Annotated in this window: 17 protein-coding genes; 12 read left to right on the top strand and 5 right to left on the bottom strand. The window is 72.6% G+C overall.

Features of this window, described 5'->3' with window-relative positions; translation table 11 throughout:
* Window positions 1-70 precede the first annotated feature (70 nt).
* On the top strand, window positions 71-961 hold the full coding sequence (locus tag ACBI99_RS29595; protein ID WP_375074001.1) for a LysR family transcriptional regulator: 891 nt from the start codon (window positions 71-73) through the stop codon (window positions 959-961).
* Here the strand turns inward: ACBI99_RS29595 and ACBI99_RS29590 are convergent.
* On the bottom strand, window positions 958-2,619 hold the full coding sequence (locus ACBI99_RS29590; protein ID WP_375074000.1) for a class I adenylate-forming enzyme family protein: 1,662 nt from the start codon (window positions 2,617-2,619) through the stop codon (window positions 958-960). The genes ACBI99_RS29595 and ACBI99_RS29590 overlap by 4 nt on opposite strands.
* 204 nt (window positions 2,620-2,823) lie before the next feature.
* Between ACBI99_RS29590 and argC the strand changes: the two genes are divergently transcribed.
* The 8 genes from argC to ACBI99_RS29550 all read left to right on the top strand — a co-directional run bounded on the left by argC (window position 2,824) and on the right by ACBI99_RS29550 (window position 10,838).
* On the top strand, window positions 2,824-3,846 hold the full coding sequence (gene argC / locus ACBI99_RS29585; protein ID WP_375073999.1) for an N-acetyl-gamma-glutamyl-phosphate reductase: 1,023 nt from the start codon (window positions 2,824-2,826) through the stop codon (window positions 3,844-3,846).
* Window positions 3,843-4,994, top strand: a complete 1,152-nt coding sequence (argJ, locus tag ACBI99_RS29580; protein WP_375073998.1) for a bifunctional glutamate N-acetyltransferase/amino-acid acetyltransferase ArgJ — start codon at window positions 3,843-3,845, stop codon at window positions 4,992-4,994. The genes argC and argJ overlap by 4 nt, the downstream gene beginning before the upstream one ends.
* The gene (gene argB / locus ACBI99_RS29575; RefSeq protein WP_219502242.1) at window positions 4,991-5,866 is read left to right on the top strand and encodes an acetylglutamate kinase; all 876 of its coding nucleotides are present in this window, start codon (window positions 4,991-4,993) and stop codon (window positions 5,864-5,866) included. Before argJ ends, argB begins: the two co-directional genes overlap by 4 nt.
* Window positions 5,863-7,029 carry an acetylornithine transaminase gene (locus ACBI99_RS29570; RefSeq protein WP_219502248.1) on the top strand — a complete coding sequence of 389 codons (1,167 nt, stop codon included), beginning with the start codon at window positions 5,863-5,865 and terminating at the stop codon, window positions 7,027-7,029. Before argB ends, ACBI99_RS29570 begins: the two co-directional genes overlap by 4 nt.
* Window positions 7,026-7,946, top strand: coding sequence for an ornithine carbamoyltransferase (argF, locus tag ACBI99_RS29565; protein WP_219502249.1), 921 nt, complete (start codon window positions 7,026-7,028; stop codon window positions 7,944-7,946). The genes ACBI99_RS29570 and argF overlap by 4 nt, the downstream gene beginning before the upstream one ends.
* Complete coding sequence (locus ACBI99_RS29560; RefSeq protein ID WP_219502250.1) at window positions 7,943-8,461, top strand: arginine repressor; 519 nt, start codon at window positions 7,943-7,945, stop codon at window positions 8,459-8,461. Before argF ends, ACBI99_RS29560 begins: the two co-directional genes overlap by 4 nt.
* Before the next feature lie 215 nt (window positions 8,462-8,676).
* Window positions 8,677-10,101, top strand: coding sequence for an argininosuccinate lyase (gene argH, locus ACBI99_RS29555; protein WP_357587435.1), 1,425 nt, complete (start codon window positions 8,677-8,679; stop codon window positions 10,099-10,101).
* 5 nt (window positions 10,102-10,106) lie between these two features.
* Window positions 10,107-10,838 (top strand): DNA-3-methyladenine glycosylase, encoded by a 732-nt coding sequence (locus ACBI99_RS29550; protein ID WP_357587433.1) that lies wholly within the window; start codon window positions 10,107-10,109, stop codon window positions 10,836-10,838.
* Here ACBI99_RS29550 and ACBI99_RS29545 read toward each other — a convergent pair.
* A complete protein-coding gene (locus ACBI99_RS29545; RefSeq protein WP_219502253.1) occupies window positions 10,778-11,179 on the bottom strand; it encodes a PH domain-containing protein in 402 nt (133 codons plus the stop codon). The two genes, ACBI99_RS29550 and ACBI99_RS29545, sit on opposite strands and share 61 nt — an antisense overlap.
* A gap of 84 nt (window positions 11,180-11,263) precedes the next feature.
* On the opposite strand from ACBI99_RS29545, the gene tyrS reads away from it, so the two are divergent.
* Complete coding sequence (gene tyrS / locus ACBI99_RS29540) at window positions 11,264-12,529, top strand: tyrosine--tRNA ligase (RefSeq protein ID WP_219502254.1); 1,266 nt, start codon at window positions 11,264-11,266, stop codon at window positions 12,527-12,529.
* A gap of 57 nt (window positions 12,530-12,586) precedes the next feature.
* Here tyrS and ACBI99_RS29535 read toward each other — a convergent pair whose 3' ends face one another.
* Window positions 12,587-14,053, bottom strand: coding sequence for a glycosyltransferase family 39 protein (locus ACBI99_RS29535; protein WP_375073997.1), 1,467 nt, complete (start codon window positions 14,051-14,053; stop codon window positions 12,587-12,589).
* A 31-nt stretch (window positions 14,054-14,084) separates the two neighbouring features.
* Between ACBI99_RS29535 and ACBI99_RS29530 the strand changes: the two genes are divergently transcribed.
* Window positions 14,085-14,675, top strand: coding sequence for an HAD family phosphatase (locus ACBI99_RS29530; protein ID WP_219502257.1), 591 nt, complete (start codon window positions 14,085-14,087; stop codon window positions 14,673-14,675).
* Between the two features lie 17 nt (window positions 14,676-14,692).
* Here the strand turns inward: ACBI99_RS29530 and ACBI99_RS29525 are convergent, their stop codons facing one another.
* The gene (locus tag ACBI99_RS29525) at window positions 14,693-15,076 is read right to left on the bottom strand and encodes a PPOX class F420-dependent oxidoreductase (RefSeq protein WP_364184364.1); all 384 of its coding nucleotides are present in this window, start codon (window positions 15,074-15,076) and stop codon (window positions 14,693-14,695) included.
* Window positions 15,077-15,165: 89 nt separating this feature from the next.
* On the opposite strand from ACBI99_RS29525, the gene ACBI99_RS29520 reads away from it, so the two are divergent.
* Window positions 15,166-15,612: a MarR family winged helix-turn-helix transcriptional regulator gene (locus tag ACBI99_RS29520; RefSeq protein ID WP_375073996.1), complete on the top strand. Its 447-nt coding sequence runs from the start codon at window positions 15,166-15,168 to the stop codon at window positions 15,610-15,612.
* 258 nt (window positions 15,613-15,870) lie between these two features.
* On the opposite strand, the gene ACBI99_RS29515 is transcribed toward ACBI99_RS29520, so the two are convergent.
* A partial coding sequence (locus tag ACBI99_RS29515) for a hypothetical protein (protein ID WP_375073995.1) occupies window positions 15,871-16,095 on the bottom strand: 225 nt, incomplete at its 5' end.

The following is a 16,095-nucleotide window of genomic DNA, read 5'->3' as shown; positions in this document are numbered from 1 at the left end:
CGCACAGCCTCGCGGCACTACAGTCATCAGCGGTAGTGGTGATCTGCTTATCCGGTCGTAAGGAGCACTGATGATCGATGTCCAGCGCCTGCGGGTGCTGCGCGAGGTCGCCCGGCACGGCAGCTTCAACCGCGCCGCCGCCACCCTGCGCTTCACCCCGTCGGCCGTCTCCCAGCAGATCGCCGCCCTCGAACGCGGCCTCGGCCTCCCGGTGGTCGAGCGCAGCACGCGCGGCGTGACGCTCACCGCGGCCGGGCGCACGCTGGTGGAGACCGCCGACGCCATCGCGGCCGAGCTGGCCGACGCCCAGGAGCGCCTCGACCGGCTCTCCCGCCAGAGCGCGCGGTTCACGGTCGCGGCGTTCGCCAGCGGCGGCAGGCGGCTGCTGCCGGCCGCGCTGGCCGCCTTCAGCGCCCGGCATCCCGAGGCGGAGCTGACGATCCTGGAACGGGAGCCGGAGGAGAGCCTGCCGCTCGTCCGGGAGGGGCGGGCCGACCTCGCCCTCGCCTACCACTTCGACGGCCCGCCGCCCGCCAGGCCGGGTGACCGCTCCGGCCTCGACTGGACGCCGCTCGCCGCCGACCCGCTCCAGGTGGTGCTGCCCGCGGGCCACCCGCACGCCGGGCGCGCCGCCGTGCACCTGGCCGAGCTGGCGGGCGAGCGGTGGGTGCTCGGCTGCCTCAAGACGGCCGGGCTGATGGACCGCTACGCCGCGCTGGCCGGGTTCGAGCCGCGCGTCTGCTGCGCGGCCACCGACTACGGCTTCGCCCAGTCGCTGGTCGGCGCGGGCGTCGGCGTCGCGCTCATCCCGAGCGTCGCGCTCGGCGACACGCCCGGCCTGGTCGCCGTGCCGCTGGAGCCGCCCGCCCCGGCGCGCCACATCGGCGTGGCCACGCCGCGCCGCCACCGCGGCGCCTCGCAGCCGTACGTCGAGTCGCTGCTGGAGCTGCTGCGCGGTTAGGCGCCCAGCACCTCCCTGCGCAGGCGCGTCTTGAGGATCTTGCCGCCGGGGTTGCGGGGCAGCTCGGTGTCGCGGAACCACACGTGCGCCGGGATCTTGAACTTGGCGATCCGGTCGGCCAGGAACGCCGTCAGCTCCTCGCGCGTGGCCGAGGCGTCCGGGGCGAGCCGGATCACCGCCCCGACCTCCTCGCCCAGCTCGTCGTGCGGCACGCCGATCACCGCCACGTCGTCCACCGCCGGGTGCTCGAACAGCGCGGCCTCGACCTCGGCGCAGTAGACGTTCTCGCCGCCCCTGATCACCATGTCCTTGGCCCGGTCGACGATGTAGACGAAGCCCTCCTCGTCGATCCTGGCCAGGTCGCCCGTGTGCAGCCAGTTGTCGACGAACGTCTCGGCGGTGGCCTGCGGCTTGTTCCAGTAGCCCATGATCACGTTCGGGCCGCGCAGGCAGAGCTCGCCCACCTCGCCCGGCGGCAGCTCCTCGCCCATCGGGTCCACCACGCGCACGTCCACCACGGCCGTCGGGCGGCCGATGCTGTCGGGCTTGGCCTGGTAGTCGGCGCCGCCGTTGCCGATGGCCAGCGCGGTCGTCTCGGTCATGCCGTAGCCGTTGGACGGCGCCCGGTCGGGCAGGTTCGCGGTGATGCGCTCCAGCAGCTTGGGCGGGGCGGGGGCGCCGCCGTAGCCGAGCGTCGTCAGCGAGGACAGGTCGTGCTTGCCGAAGTCGGGGTGCGACATGAGCTGCCAGGCGTTCGTCGGCACGCCGATCATCGCGGTGACCTTCTCCCGCTCGATCAGCTCCAGCGCCTGCTTGGGGTCCCACTTGTACATGAGCACCAGGCCGCCGCCGCTGAAGATCGTCGTCATCAGCGCCGAGAAGCAGCCCGTCACGTGGAACAGCGGCACCGTCAGCAGCGTCACCCGGCGCACCGCCGACGCCTCGGCGTAGTCCTTGCCCGCCATCGTCACCGCGCGCATCAGCCCGTAGGCGACCGTCATCGGCGCCTGGCCCAGGTTGCGGTGGCTGCCCAGCGCGCCCTTGGGGCTGCCGGTGGTGCCGGAGGTGTAGAAGATCGTGGCCGGGTCCTCGGGGGACAGCTCCACGTCGGGCAGCCGCACGCCGGGCTCGACCACGCCCAGCACGTCCTCGAACGAGCGCGCGCCCGCCGGGACCTCGCCGCGGGCGACGATCAGCGGCACGCCGGTGCCCGTCAGCCGGGCCGCGCGCTCCCCGTCGGCGACGATCACCTTGGCGCCCGAGTCGCTGACCCCGTAGGCCAGCTCCTTCTCCGTCCACCAGGCGTTGAGCGGCACCGCGATGGCCCCGGCGGCCAGCGCCGCCGAGAACGCGATCGACCACTCCGGGTAGTTGCGCATGGCCACGGCGACCCGGTCGCCCTTGCGGACCCCGTACTCCTCGACGAGCCGGTTGGCGAGCGTGGCGGCCCTGCGGAAGTGGTCCTCGAACGTGACGTGCTCGTCCTCGTACACCAGGAAGACCTTGTCGCCGTGGAAGGCGCTGTTCTCCAGCAGGGTGCGGAAGTGGCCGGGGGCGTGCTTCCACGTCCGTATCCCGCTCTCGCCGATCTCCTCGACCTCGAAGAGCTGGCCAGGGCCGGTGAGCTGGGCTTGCACCTCGGCGTGCGACAGGGTCATGACGCAGAACTCCCGCAGTGGAACGGCATCCGGATAAATCACAGTACCGACCGGTTAGTACGTCGCGCTAGACCAATGTTCCGGAGTTCCTGATCTCGACATGTGGGACGGCGAGACGCCTCGACTTGCATGTTCATCATCGGGAGTACATAGTCTTTACAAGCAAGCCTATGAGCTATGATGCATGAATATGCAGGAGGTCAGATGAGAGCCGCGATCGCCGGAGCCAGCGGCTATGCGGGCGGCGAGCTGCTCCGCCTGCTGCTCGGCCATCCGGAGCTGGAGATCGGCGCCCTCACCGCGGCGTCCAGCGCCGGCAGCGCGCTCGGCTCCCACCAGCCCCACCTGCCGCAGCTGGCCGACCGGGTCATCCAGGAGACCACCGCCGACGCCCTCGCCGGGCACGACGTCGTCTTCCTCGCCCTGCCCCACGGCCACTCCGCCGCCGTGGCCGCCCAGCTCGGCCCCGCGACGCTCGTCGTCGACTGCGGCGCCGACCACCGGCTCGCCGACCCCGCCGCCTGGCAGGAGTTCTACGGCGGCGAGCACGCCGGCACCTGGCCCTACGGCCTGCCCGAGCTGCCCGGCCAGCGCGAAGCGCTCCGGAGCACCCGCCGCGTCGCCGTCCCCGGCTGCTACCCCACCTCCGTGCTGCTCGCGCTGACGCCCGCGTTCGCCGCCGGGCTCGCCGAGCCGGACGTGGTCGTCGTCGCCGCCAGCGGCACCAGCGGCGCCGGCAAGTCGCTCAAGCCCAGCCTGCTCGGCAGCGAGGTCATGGGCTCCGTCAGCGCCTACAGCGCCGGCGGTGTCCACCGCCACACCCCCGAGATGGAGCAGGGCCTCAGCGCCGCCGCGGGCGCGCCCGTACGGGTCTCGTTCACCCCGACGCTCGCCCCCATGAGCCGCGGCATCCTGGCCACCTGCACGGCCCCCGCCCGGCCCGGCGTCACCCGCGACTCGCTCCGGGCGGCCTACGAGACGGCCTACAAGGCGGAGCCGTTCGTGCACCTGCTCCCCGAGGGAGCCTGGCCCGCCACCGCCATGACCTACGGCGCCAACACCGCCGCCCTCCAGGTCGCGCTCGACGAGCGCGCGGGCCGGGTGATCGCCGTCATCGCCATCGACAACCTGACCAAGGGCACGGCCGGAGGCGCGATCCAGAGCGCCAACCTCGCCCTCGGCCTCCCGGAAGAGCTCGGACTTCCCACGACAGGAGTTGCTCCATGAGCGTGACCGCCCCCCTCGGCTTCAGGGCCGCGGGCATAGCCGCAGGCATCAAGGCCGGCGGCGCCCGCGACCTGGCCCTCGTCGTCAACGACGGGCCGAGCCGTGCCGCCGCCGGCGTCTTCACGGCCAACCGCGTGAAGGCCGCCCCGGTGCTCTGGTCGCAGCAGGTGCTGCGCGGCGGGCGGTTGCGAGCGGTGGTGCTCAACTCCGGCGGCGCCAACGCCTGCACCGGCCCCGAGGGCTTCCAGGACACCCACGCCACGGCCGAGAAGGCCGCCGCCGCGCTCGGCGACTCCGCGGGAGAGATCGCGGTCTGCTCCACCGGCCTGATCGGCGAGCGGCTGCCGATGGACGCGCTGCTGCCCGGCGTCGAGCTGGCCGCCTCCCAGCTCTCCCGCGACGGCGGCCTGGCCGCCGCCGACGCGATCCGCACCACCGACACCGTCTCCAAGATCTCCTTCAAGCGCGGCGACGGCTACATGGTGGGCGGCATGGCCAAAGGCGCGGGCATGCTCGCCCCCGGCCTGGCCACCATGCTCTGCGTCATCACCACCGACGCCGACCTGACCGCCGAGCAGCTCGACAGCGTGCTGCGCCGCGCCACCTCGCGCACCTTCGACCGGCTCGACACCGACGGCTGCATGTCGACCAACGACACCGTCCTGCTGCTGTCCAGCGGCGCGGCGGGCGTGAGGCCCGAGCTCGCCGAGTTCGAGCAGAAGGTCACCGAGGTCTGCGCCGACCTCGCCCGCCAGCTCCTCGTCGACGCCGAGGGCGCCTCCAAGGCCATCGCCATCGAGGTCATCGGCGCCGCCTCCGAGGACGACGCCGTCACCGTCGGCCGCGCGGTCTCCCGCTCCAACCTGCTCAAGTGCGCCATCCACGGCGAGGACCCCAACTGGGGCCGGGTGCTGGCCGCCGTCGGCACCACCGACGCCGTCTTCGAGCCCGACCGGCTCAACGTCGCCATCAACGGCATCTGGATCTGCCGCGCCGGGGCCGTCGGCGACGACCGCGCCAAGGTCGACATGCGCCCCCGCGACGTGACGATCACCATCGACCTGTCGGCCGGCCCCCACACGGCCACCGTCCACACCACGGACCTGACGGCCGACTACGTCCACGAGAACTCGGCGTACTCCTCATGAGGGCCGGCACCGCGCAGGCGAAGGCCGGCACGCTCATCGAGGCGCTGCCCTGGCTGACGCGCTTCCACGGCGCGACCGTCGTCATCAAGTACGGCGGCAACGCCATGACCGACGAGTCCCTCAAGGCGTCGTTCGCCGAGGACGTCGTCTTCCTGCGCTACGCCGGGCTGCGCCCGGTCGTCGTGCACGGCGGCGGCCCGCAGATCAGCGAGCACCTCGACAAGCTCGGCATCGAGTCCACGTTCACCGCCGGGCTGCGCGTGACCACGCCCGAGGCCATGCAGGTCGTCCGGATGGTCCTGGTCGGCCAGGTCGGCCGCGACATCGTCGGGCTGCTCAACCAGCACGGCCCGTTCGCCGTCGGCCTGTCGGGCGAGGACGCCCACCTGTTCACCGCCGAGCGCAAGAGCGCCGTCGTCGACGGCAGCCCCGTCGACATCGGCCAGGTCGGCGAGATCGTCGACGTCCAGGCCGGAGCCGTGCGCGCGCTGCTCGCCGACGGCCGCATCCCCGTCGTCTCCAGCGTGGCGCGCGGCGACGACGGGGAGATCTACAACGTGAACGCCGACACCGCGGCCGCCGCGCTCGCCGTGGCGCTGCAGGCCGACAAGCTCGTCGTCCTCACCGACGTCGAGGGCCTGTACGCCAACTGGCCCGACGACTCGGAGGTCATCAGCCGGCTCGACGCCGCCGAGCTGGCCGAGCTCATGCCGACGCTGTCGAGCGGCATGGTGCCCAAGATGGAGGCGTGCCTGACCGCGGTCAAGGGCGGCGTGCCGCAGGCCCACGTGCTCGACGGCCGGGAGCCGCACGCGCTGCTGCTGGAAATCTTCACCAACGAAGGAATCGGAACGATGGTGGTGCCCTCATGAGCCTCTTCGACAGGTTCGAGCAGGCCTTCATGCCCAACTACGGAGTCCCCCCGGTCGCGCTGGCGCGCGGTGAGGGCACCCGCGTCTGGGACGTCGACGGCCGGGCCTACCTCGACTTCATCGGCGGCATCGCCGTCACCTCGCTCGGCCACGCCCACCCGGCGCTCGTCGAGGCCGTCTCCACCCAGGTGGCCACGCTCGCCCACACGAGCAACCTGTTCCTGCACGAGCCCGAGGTGCTGCTCGCCGAGAAGCTGCTGGAGCTGCTCCAGGCCCCCGGCCGCGTCTTCCTCGCCAACTCCGGCACCGAGGCCAACGAGGCCGCGCTCAAGCTCGCCATCAAGTACGGCAAGCGCCACGGCCGCACCTACTTCGTCGCCGCCGAGAACGGCTTCCACGGCCGCACCCTCGGCGCCCTGTCGCTGACCGGCAAGCAGGCGATCCGCGACCAGTTCGGCCCGTTCCCGGTCGAGGTCCGCTTCGTCCCCTACGGCGACGCCGACGCGCTGAAGGCGGCCGTGACCGGCGAGTGCGCCGCCGTCTTCCTGGAGCCCACGCAGGGCGAGGCGGGCGTGGTCCCGCCGCCCGACGGCTACCTGGCGGCCGCCCGCGAGATCTGCGACGCCGCCGGCGCGCTGCTGGTGGCCGATGAGATCCAGTCGGCGATCGGCCGCACCGGCCACTGGTTCGCCCACCAGGCCGACGGCTGCACGCCCGACATCCTCACGCTGGCCAAGGGCCTCGGCGGCGGCCTGCCGATCGGCGCCTGCGTCGGCTTCGGCGAGGCGGGCACGCTGTTCGACAAGGGCGACCACGGCTCGACGTTCGGCGGCAACCCGGTCTCCTGCGCCGCCGCGCTGGCCGTGCTCGCCAACGTCGACCTCGGCCACGTCCGCACGGTCGCCGCGCGGCTGCGCGACGGCCTGGAGGCGATCGGCCACCCGCTGCTGAAGGGGGTGCGCGGGCGCGGCCTGTGGCTGGGCGTCGTCCTCACCGAACCGGTCTCGGCGCGGGTCCAGAAGGCCGCCGCCGACGCCGGCTTCCTCGTCAACGCCCTGCAGCCCGACGCCGTACGCCTCGCGCCCCCGCTGGTCGTGACCGAGCAGGAGATCGACGCCTTCGTGACGGCGTTCCCCCGGATTCTCTCGGAGGCAGCCAAATGACCCGCCACTTCCTCAAGGACGACGACCTCACGCCCGAGGAGCAGGCCGAGGTTCTCGACCTGGCCGCCGCGATGAAGAAGGACCGGTTCGGCTACCGGCCCTTCGAGGGCCCCCAGTCGGTCGCCGTCCTGTTCGACAAGCCGTCCGCGCGCACCCGCGTGTCCTTCCACACCGGCATCGGCGAGCTCGGCGGCCTGCCGCTCATCGTCGACGGCGTCTCCACGCTCATGGGACGCGGCGAGCCCACTGAAGACATCGCCCGCGTGCTCGGCAGGCAGGTGTCCGCCATCGTCTGGCGCACCAGCGGCCAGGAGCTGATCGAGACCATGGCCGCCCACGCCGGCGTGCCCGTGGTCAACGCGCTCACCGACGACTACCACCCCTGCCAGATCCTCGCCGACCTGCAGACGGTGCGCGAGCGGTTCGGCCGCACCGCCGGGCTGACCCTCGCCTACACCGGCGACGGCGCCAACAACATGGCCCACTCCTACCTGCTCGGCGGCGCCACCGCCGGCATGCACGTACGGATCGCCGCCCCGCCCGGCTACCAGCCCGACGCCGTCATCCTCGGCCGCGCCGCCGCCATCGCCGCCCGCACCGGCGGCTCGGTGGTCGCGCTGTCCGACGCGGCGGCCGCCGTCCAGGGCGCGCACGTGGTCGCCACCGACACCTGGGTGTCGATGGGCCAGGACGGCAAGGAACGGCGCATCGCCGACCTCATGCCCTACCAGGTCAACGACGAGCTGCTGGAGCACGCCGACGCCGAGGCGATCGTGCTGCACTGCCTGCCCGCCTACCGCGGCCACGAGATCACCGCCGAGGTCCTCGAAGGCCCGCGCAGCGCCGTCTGGGACCAGGCGGAGAACCGGCTGCACGCGCAGAAGGCCCTGCTCCACTGGCTGATGAGCGAGACATGACGATCCCGATGACCAAGGCCGGCAGACAGGCCAAGATCACCGACCTGCTGCAGCGCCAGCCCGTCCGCTCCCAGCCGGAGCTGGCCAAGCTGCTCGCCGAGAGCGGCGTGGAGGTCACCCAGGCCACCCTGTCCCGCGACCTCGACGAGCTCGGCGCGCTCAAGCTGCGCGCCGAGGACGGCTCCCTCGTCTACGCGCTGCCCGGCGAGGGCGGCGGGCGCATCCCGCTCGCCCGGCTCGGCACCGGCGAGTCGCCGGCCGCCCGGCTGCACCGCATCGCCGAGGAACTGCTGGTCAGCGCCGAGGCGTCGGCCAACCTGATCCTCGTCAGGACACCGCCGGGAGCCGCCCAGTTCCTGGCCTCCGCCATCGACCACGCCGACTGGGAGTCCATCCTCGGCACCGTCGCCGGCGACGACACGATCCTGGTCATCAGCCGCGACCCGCTCGGCGGGCAGGCGGTGGCCGAGGCGCTGCTGAAGACGGCCGACAGGCGCAGCCAGCACGCCGAGTGACGAAGTTCGACCCATGACCGCGAGAGTGGTCCCGGCTCGCCCGGGAGGGCCCGGCACGTCCGCCGCCCTCCCGGCGCCGCCGGGCGCCACACCGCCGGCCGCGACCAGGCCACAGGGTTCGTGCACCCGCCTTCCATGATCGCCGCGACCCGCGACACGGGGAACGGCCGGGGTGCACTATGGTCGCGGAGACGGTGGCAGGACAGTTTGAGGAGATGACGGTGAGTGATGGCAAGCCGATGCGGCTGTGGGGCGGGCGTTTCGAAGGGGGACCGTCCGACGCGCTGACCCGGCTGTCGGTGAGCGTGCACTTCGACTGGCGGCTGGTGCCGTACGACCTGGCGGCGTCCAGGGCGCACGCCCGCGTGCTGCACAGGGCGGGGCTGCTCAGCGCGGACGAGCTCGAGCGCATGATCGGCGCCCTCGACGACCTGGAGCGCGCCTGCAAGGCCGGCGAGTTCCGGCCGACGGTCGCCGACGAGGACGTGCACACCGCCCTGGAGCGCGGCCTGCTGGAGCGGCTCGGCTCGCTCGGCGGCAAGCTCCGCGCCGGCCGCAGCCGCAACGACCAGATCGCCACCGACCTGCGCCTCTACCTGCGCGACCACGCCCGCACGATCGTCTCGCGGCTGGTCGAGCTGGAGACGGCGCTCATGGCGCAGGCCGAGCAGCACGCCGAGACGGCCGCGCCCGGCATGACCCACCTGCAGCACGCCCAGCCCGTCTCGTTCGGCCACCAGCTCCTGGCCCACGTGCACGCCTTCGCCCGCGACGTCGACCGGCTGTCCGACTGGGACCGGCGCGCCGCCGTCTCGCCGCTCGGCGCGGGCGCGCTGGCCGGCTCGTCGCTGCCGCTCGACCCGCAGGCCGTGGCGGAGGAGCTCGGCTTCTCCTCGGCGGCTCCCAACTCGATGGACGCCGTCGCCGACCGCGACTTCGCCGCCGAGTTCCTGTTCGCCGCGGCGATGATCGGCACCCACCTGTCGCGGCTGGGCGAGGAGATCGTCCTGTGGGCCTCGCAGGAGTTCCGCTGGATCGAGATGGACGACGCCTACTCCACCGGCTCGTCGATCATGCCGCAGAAGAAGAACCCCGACGTGGCCGAGCTGGCCCGAGGCAAGTCCGGCCGCCTCATCGGCAACCTCATGGCGCTGCTGACGACGCTCAAGGGCCTGCCGCTGACCTACAACCGCGACCTCCAGGAGGACAAGGAGCCGGTGTTCGACTCGGTCGACACGCTGCTGCTCGTCCTTCCCGCGATGGCCGGCCTGGTCGCCACCATGCGCGTCAACACCGCCCGCATGGAGGCGTCGGCCCCCGACGGGTTCGCGCTCGCCACCGACCTGGCCGAGCTGCTGGTGCGGCGCGGCGTGCCGTTCCGCGAGGCGCACGAGGCCGTCGGCCACCTGGTCGTGTGGTGCCAGGTCAACGACAAGGACCTCGGCGACCTCACTGACGACGAGCTGGCCAAGGTGTCGGCCCACCTGACGCCCGACGTGCGCGACGTGCTCAACGTGCCCGGCGCGCTGGCCGCCCGCAAGGCCCACGGCGGCACGGCCCCCGACCGCGTCCGCGACCAGCTCGTCGCGCTGCGCGAGTCGGTCGACGCGCAGGCGGCCTGGGCGGCGGGCGAGTCCTGACCGCAGTGTCGTCATCCGCGCTGTCCTTCGAGCCGCTCCCGCGCGGCTTCTTCGACCGGCCCTCCCACGAGGTGGCGCCCGACCTGCTCGGGCGCGTCCTCGTGCACAGCGGCGCCGACGGGTCCGTCGCCGTGCGCCTCACCGAGGTCGAGGCGTACGGCGGGCCCGGCGAGGACCCCGCCGCCCACACCTACCGGGGCAAGACGCCGCGCAACGCCGTGATGTTCGGCCCGCCGGGACACCTGTACGTGTACTTCACGTACGGGATGCACTTCTGCGCCAACCTGGTCTGCCTGCCCGAGGAGCACGGCTCGGCGGTGCTGCTGCGGGCCGGTGAGGTGGTGGCGGGCCTCGACCTGGCGCGCGAGCGGCGCTCGAACGGGACCAGGCGGCCCGCGGACCGTGACCTCGCCCGCGGTCCCGCCCGGCTGGCCGTGGCGCTCGGGCTGCGGCGCGAGCACAACGGGCTCGACGCCGTCCTGGACGGGGTGGCACCCGGCTTCATGCCGGGAGACCGGCTCACCGGGTGGCCCGCCGGGGCGGCGGCCGTGCTCGAAGGCAGCCCGCCCGCCCGCGCGCGGATCCGGTCAGGTCCCCGGACCGGGATCTCGACCGCCAAGGACACGCCGTGGCGGTTCTGGATCGACGCCGACCCGACCGTCTCGCCGTACCGGGCTCACGTGCCGCGGCGGCGCAACGCCGCGGCCACCTCCGTGGGCGAGGCGCCCAGCTCGTGAGGGCTGAAGATGTGCAGATGGTCGCCGGTGTCGATCTCCAGCATCTCGCTGCGCAGCCCGAACCGCGTCCGCACGTCGACCTTGACGTCCTGGATGTCCTCCCACGGCACGTGCCGCCGGCCGGCGAAGCCGTGCGTCACGGTGATGCCGCTCTCGTCGGCCGCCAGCCGCACCGGCACCAGCACGTCACGCAGGCCCATCGCGCCCACCAGCACGGCGGCGGGCACGGCCAGGATCACCCCGCGCAGGTCGCCGCCGAGATACCAGTAGACGGCGAGCCCGGCGCACGCCAGAGCCCCTAAGATCTTGAAAACGGCCAGCTCGCGACGGACCCTCCACATGGGGACCGAGACTATCCAAGTAGCGGTCACTCCACGCGATCGGGCACGCTGTAACCACCCGACACCTACCGGAAAGCCAGCACCGTGACCGACATCCTCGACGACCTCGCCTGGCGAGGCCTGATCGCGCAGTCAACCGACCTCGACGCCCTGCGCGCGTCCATGGCCAAGGGGCCGATCACGGTCTATGCGGGTTTCGACCCGACCGCCGCCTCCCTGCACGTCGGTCACTTCGTCCCGCTGCTCACGCTGCGGCGCTTCCAGCTCGCCGGCCACCGGCCGATCGGGCTCGTCGGCGGCGCGACCGGGCTGATCGGCGACCCGAGCGGCCGCAACACCGAGCGTTCGCTCAACTCCGGCGACGTCGTGGCCCAGTGGGTGGAGCGGCTGCGCGGCCAGGTGGGCCGGTTCCTCGACTTCGGCGAGGTGCCCAACGCCGCCCTCATGGTGAGCAACCTCGACTGGACCGGCGAGCTGTCGGCCATCGACTTCCTGCGCGACATCGGCAAGCACTTCCCGGTCAACCGGATGCTGGCGCGCGAGTCGGTGTCGGCCCGGCTGGCCGGTGAGGGGCTGAGCTACACCGAGTTCAGCTACCAGATCCTGCAGTCCAACGACTACCTGGAGCTGTTCCGGCGCTACGGCTGCACGCTGCAGATCGGCGGCAGCGACCAGTGGGGCAACATCACCGCGGGCGCCGACCTGGTGCGCCGCATCGAGGGCGCGCACGTGCACGCGCTCACGCTGCCGCTCATCACCAAGGCCGACGGCACCAAGTTCGGCAAGACCGCGGGCGGCGCCCTCTGGCTCGACCCGGAGATGACCTCCCCGTACGCCTTCTACCAGTACTTCCTCAACTCCGACGACCGTGACGTGATCCACTACCTCAAGGTGTTCACCTTCCGCGGCCGGGAGGAGATCGAGGAGCTGGAGAAGGCGGTCGCCGAGCGGCCCTTCGCCCGTGAGGCGCAGCGCACGCTGGCCGAGGAGCTCACCGAGCTGCTGCACGGCAAGCAGGAGCTGGCGGCCGTGGTCGCCGCGTCCAAGGCGCTGTTCGGCCAGGGCGCGCTGGAGGAGCTGCCGGCCGCGACACTCGGCGCCGCGCTGGCCGAGGTGCCGAAGGCCACCGTGCCGGCGCTGGGCGCGACGCTGGTCGACCTGCTGGCCGACAGCGGCCTGGTCGAGTCCAAGTCGGCGGCGCGGCGCGCGGTCAAGGAGGGCGGCGCCTACCTCAACAACGTCAAGATCACCGACGAGTCCTACGTCCCGTCGGGCGACGACCTGCTGCACGGGCGCTACCTGGTGCTGCGGCGCGGCAAGAAGTCGATCGGCGGCGTCGAGGTCGGCTGACGGCCCACAGGATCAGGCGGAGGCGGGCTCTCGTTCCGGGGGCCCGCCTCCGGTCGTTCACGGGGCGGTGTAGAGCGCGACCGTGAGTCCCGGCAGGTCGGCCGAGTGCCAGGCCGACTTCTGCTCGAACCCGGCCTCGCGCACCGCCTCGACCCGGGGCAGCCGGGCCCCGCTCGACTTGGCGCCGCGCCACACGACCCACACCCGTTCCCGCCCGGCCAGCGCCTCGGCGACGTCGTCGCGCTCGGGGAAGCCGAACCCGTCGGGGTCCGGGGCCGTGCCGATCCTGAGCACGTCGTCCGGCGTCGCCCCGGCGCCGTAGTAGTCGAACCCGGCCCTGACCGAGCTCTGGCCGTAGACGATCGCGTCGCCCGGCCGCACGTCCATCCTGCGCAGCGCCCACGGAACGTCCTCGAACCGGCCGTTCGGCTCGCGCACCTCGACGTGCTGGGCGAACCCGGCCGCCACCGTCACCGCCACCAGCGCGCAGCACGCGGCCACGGCCATCCTCGGCACGCTCGCCGCCGCCAGCCCAGCCAGCAGCGCCAGCGCCGGAGCGGTGACGAAAAGGTAGCGGTCCACGTACGCAGGTGTCACCAGGTGGGAGACCGCGAGCAGCAGCAGCGGCGGCAGGACCAGCCACCCGAGCAGCGTCGCCGCCCACACCCGGCCCCCGGGGCGGGTGCGCGCCGACCACCACAGCAGTCCCGCGCCCGCCAGCGCCACCGCGAACAGCGGCAGGCCCGCCTCGGCCGCGCCCGCCGCCATCTTCGGGAACTTCAGCAGCACCTCGGGACCCCGCTGCGGGATCCAGCTGATCGCGTGCCGCTCGCCGTAGCCGACCAGGCCGAGCACCACGGCCGGCACGCCGCCGGCGGCCAGCGCGGGCAGCGCCCGCAGCAGCAGGTCCCGCCGCGGCAGCAGCGCGACGGCCGCCACGAGCTGCGCGGGCAGCACCAGCACGGCGAACAGGTGCGTGCAGCACACCAGCGCCACGCTCACCCCGTACACCACCCACCGGCGGGCCGCCTCCGGCCGCTCGGCCGCCCGGTGCAGCGCCCAGAACGACAGCACGACCGCCGCGGCGGCGAACGCGCAGGAGCGGGCGAACGCCCCGTAGTAGGACACCGACGGCAGCACCGCGAAGACCGCCGCCGCCGTCACCCCCGCCCGCGTGCTGTGCAGCCGCCCGCCCAGCGCGACCAGCAGCCCCGCCGCCACCGCGATCGCCAGCGCCGACGGCAGCCGCAGCCACAGCTCGGCCGTGCCCGCCTTGGCCCAGAAGTGCATGAACACGTAGTAAGGCAGGAAGTGCCCGTCGATGTGCTGGGCCAGCTCCCACAGCCCGGCGAGCGAGCGGGACGCGGCGCTGATCGTGGCCAGCTCGTCGCCGTTCAGCGTCGCCGCGCCCGTCCCGCTGAACGCGACGGCTCCCGCCGCCGCCCCCGCGAGCCAGGCGCTCGCGTGCCCGCGCGTACGGGGTTCAGGAGTGGTGGGCGGGGCTAGTGTGGCGGCACTGGTCACCGGGGCAGGATACGCGCATAAGCTCGGAAGCATGCCCGAAGTGATCGTTTTCGATTTGTACGGCGTCATCGCCAGGACGCAGACCGACGAGGCCAAGCAGCAGCTCGTCGACCTGGCCGGGGTGTCGGCGGACCGCTTCTGGGAGGCGTACTGGGCCTGCCGGCCGCCCTACGACGCCGGGCAGCCGAGCGACCTCTACTGGGCGGCCGTCGCCGAGCGGCTCGGCGCGCGGTTCGCCGACGTGGCGGCGCTGACCGAGGCCGACCTGGAGAGCTGGTCCCACGTCGACCCCGAGATGGTGGCCCTCGTGCACGAGCTGGCCGACGGCGGACGCAGGCTCGGGCTGCTGTCGAACATCATCGAGGACCTGGTGCCCGTGTGGGAGGAGCGGCACGGTGACTGGCTGGGCCGCTTCGACGCGCTCACCTACTCCTGCCGGATCGGCGTGGCCAAGCCCGACCCCCGCGCGTACGAGATCTGCGCCTCCCGGCACGGGGTCGCCCCGGGCGACGTGCTGTTCTTCGACGACAACGAGGCGAACGTGGTGGCGGCGCGGCAGGCGGGGATGGCGGCCGAGCTGTTCGTCTCCCCCGAGCAGGTGCGCGCGAGCGTCGCCCGCTGACCGCGGGCACCCCGGCGCTACTGGCTGGTCGTGTGCGTGGGGCGGACGACGATCACAACGCGGCGGGCGGCGTCGCCGACCGGGCGCTCGTACGGCAGGCCGTAACGGGTGGCCAGGACGTCGAAGAAGTCGCCGGACGGGTCGGGCTCGACGCGCTCGACCACGCCGCGGATCTCCAAATAGCGGTACGGCTGGTCGGGGTCGTTGACGGAGACGGCCACCTCCGGGTGGTCGGCGACGTTGCGGCACTTGCGGCGGTCGGTGGTGGTCGTGAAGCGCAGGTGCTCGCCGTCCCACACCGTCCAGACCGGGTTCACCTGCGGCGCGCCGCCGGGCCCGATGGTCGCCAGGTGCGCGAACAGCGGGCGGGTCAGCAGGTCGAGGTGGCTCTCGGGAATCACGTTGCGGTCTCCTTCGTGATGGCTGGCGCAGGGGACGATATCAAAGCTTTGATGATTATCAAGACTCGAAGCCTTGTACGCTTGCCGTCATGGTGGACATGCCCGCGCAGGAGCGGCTCGGCCTCGACATCAAGCGGGCCGAGCAGGAGCTGATCGCGGCCAAGCAGGTCGCGGTGCGGGCGGCGGGCCTGACGGTCCCGCAGTACGCGGCGCTGTTCGCGCTGGCCGGCAACCCCGGCATCTCGGGCGCCGCGCTGGCCAGGGCGTGCCTGGTCACCCCGCAGGCGATGACCGTCGTGCTCAAGAACCTCGAGGAGCGCGGCCTGGTCGAGCGCACCCCGCACCCCTGGCACCGCAAGGTGCTGGAGACCCGGCTGACCGAGCCGGGGCGCGTGGCGCTGGAGACGGCCGACGCCCGCGCCGTCGTCATCGAGCGCGCGATCGCCGACGAGTTCGACGACGAGGAGCGCGACACCCTCCGCGCCCTGCTCGCGCGGTGCGGCGAAGCGATCCGCCGGGCTTCGTCCGAACTGTGAGCGGCGTGTGATTTGACGTCCGGCGAATCGCGACCTAATGTTTGACCTCGCCCCGGGAGCGAGCCGGACGCCTGACACGGCGGACGGGCCCCAGGGCAGCCCCTTGAGAACGAACCACTCGGCTGTGGGCGCTCTTGCGCGTCATGGCACGAGTCGTCTCGGGTGTCTGTTGGATCACCGCGAAAAATCGGTTGATTCGACAGGAACCGGATGCCACGGTAAGTTACGAGGGTTGCCTCGGAGACGGGGTGCGCAATCCTAGATGGGTTGAGCGATCGGAAACAAATCCTCGGGCTTGACAGCCGATCGGCGGGCCTGATAAGATTGCGAAAGACGAGATCGCGCCTCTCGCAGGGCTGGGGAGCAAGCGTCCGTTTCTTGAGAACTCAACAGTGTGTCAAAAGCCAGTGCATGAAGTTTTTCATGCAACACCTCGTCAAATATGACGGAGATAATGTTGCCTGGTATCAAACCTTTTTTGGA

It is taken from the genome of Nonomuraea sp. ATR24 (genome assembly GCF_041950485.1).
Classification (GTDB): domain Bacteria; phylum Actinomycetota; class Actinomycetes; order Streptosporangiales; family Streptosporangiaceae; genus Nonomuraea; species Nonomuraea ceibae.
Note: the sequence above shows the minus strand (reverse complement) of the source record. Positions and strands in the feature narration are given on the sequence as shown.

Coding starts and splice junctions, on each gene's coding strand:
- ACBI99_RS29595 (WP_375074001.1), top strand. CDS start 71: ATGATCGATGTCCAGCGCCTGCGGGTGCTGCGCGAGGTCGCCCGGCAC.
- ACBI99_RS29590 (WP_375074000.1), bottom strand. CDS start 2,619: ATGACCCTGTCGCACGCCGAGGTGCAAGCCCAGCTCACCGGCCCTGGC.
- argC (WP_375073999.1), top strand. CDS start 2,824: ATGAGAGCCGCGATCGCCGGAGCCAGCGGCTATGCGGGCGGCGAGCTG.
- argJ (WP_375073998.1), top strand. CDS start 3,843: ATGAGCGTGACCGCCCCCCTCGGCTTCAGGGCCGCGGGCATAGCCGCA.
- argB (WP_219502242.1), top strand. CDS start 4,991: ATGAGGGCCGGCACCGCGCAGGCGAAGGCCGGCACGCTCATCGAGGCG.
- ACBI99_RS29570 (WP_219502248.1), top strand. CDS start 5,863: ATGAGCCTCTTCGACAGGTTCGAGCAGGCCTTCATGCCCAACTACGGA.
- argF (WP_219502249.1), top strand. CDS start 7,026: ATGACCCGCCACTTCCTCAAGGACGACGACCTCACGCCCGAGGAGCAG.
- ACBI99_RS29560 (WP_219502250.1), top strand. CDS start 7,943: ATGACGATCCCGATGACCAAGGCCGGCAGACAGGCCAAGATCACCGAC.
- argH (WP_357587435.1), top strand. CDS start 8,677: ATGACGGTGAGTGATGGCAAGCCGATGCGGCTGTGGGGCGGGCGTTTC.
- ACBI99_RS29545 (WP_219502253.1), bottom strand. CDS start 11,179: ATGTGGAGGGTCCGTCGCGAGCTGGCCGTTTTCAAGATCTTAGGGGCT.
- ACBI99_RS29530 (WP_219502257.1), top strand. CDS start 14,085: ATGCCCGAAGTGATCGTTTTCGATTTGTACGGCGTCATCGCCAGGACG.
- ACBI99_RS29520 (WP_375073996.1), top strand. CDS start 15,166: ATGGTGGACATGCCCGCGCAGGAGCGGCTCGGCCTCGACATCAAGCGG.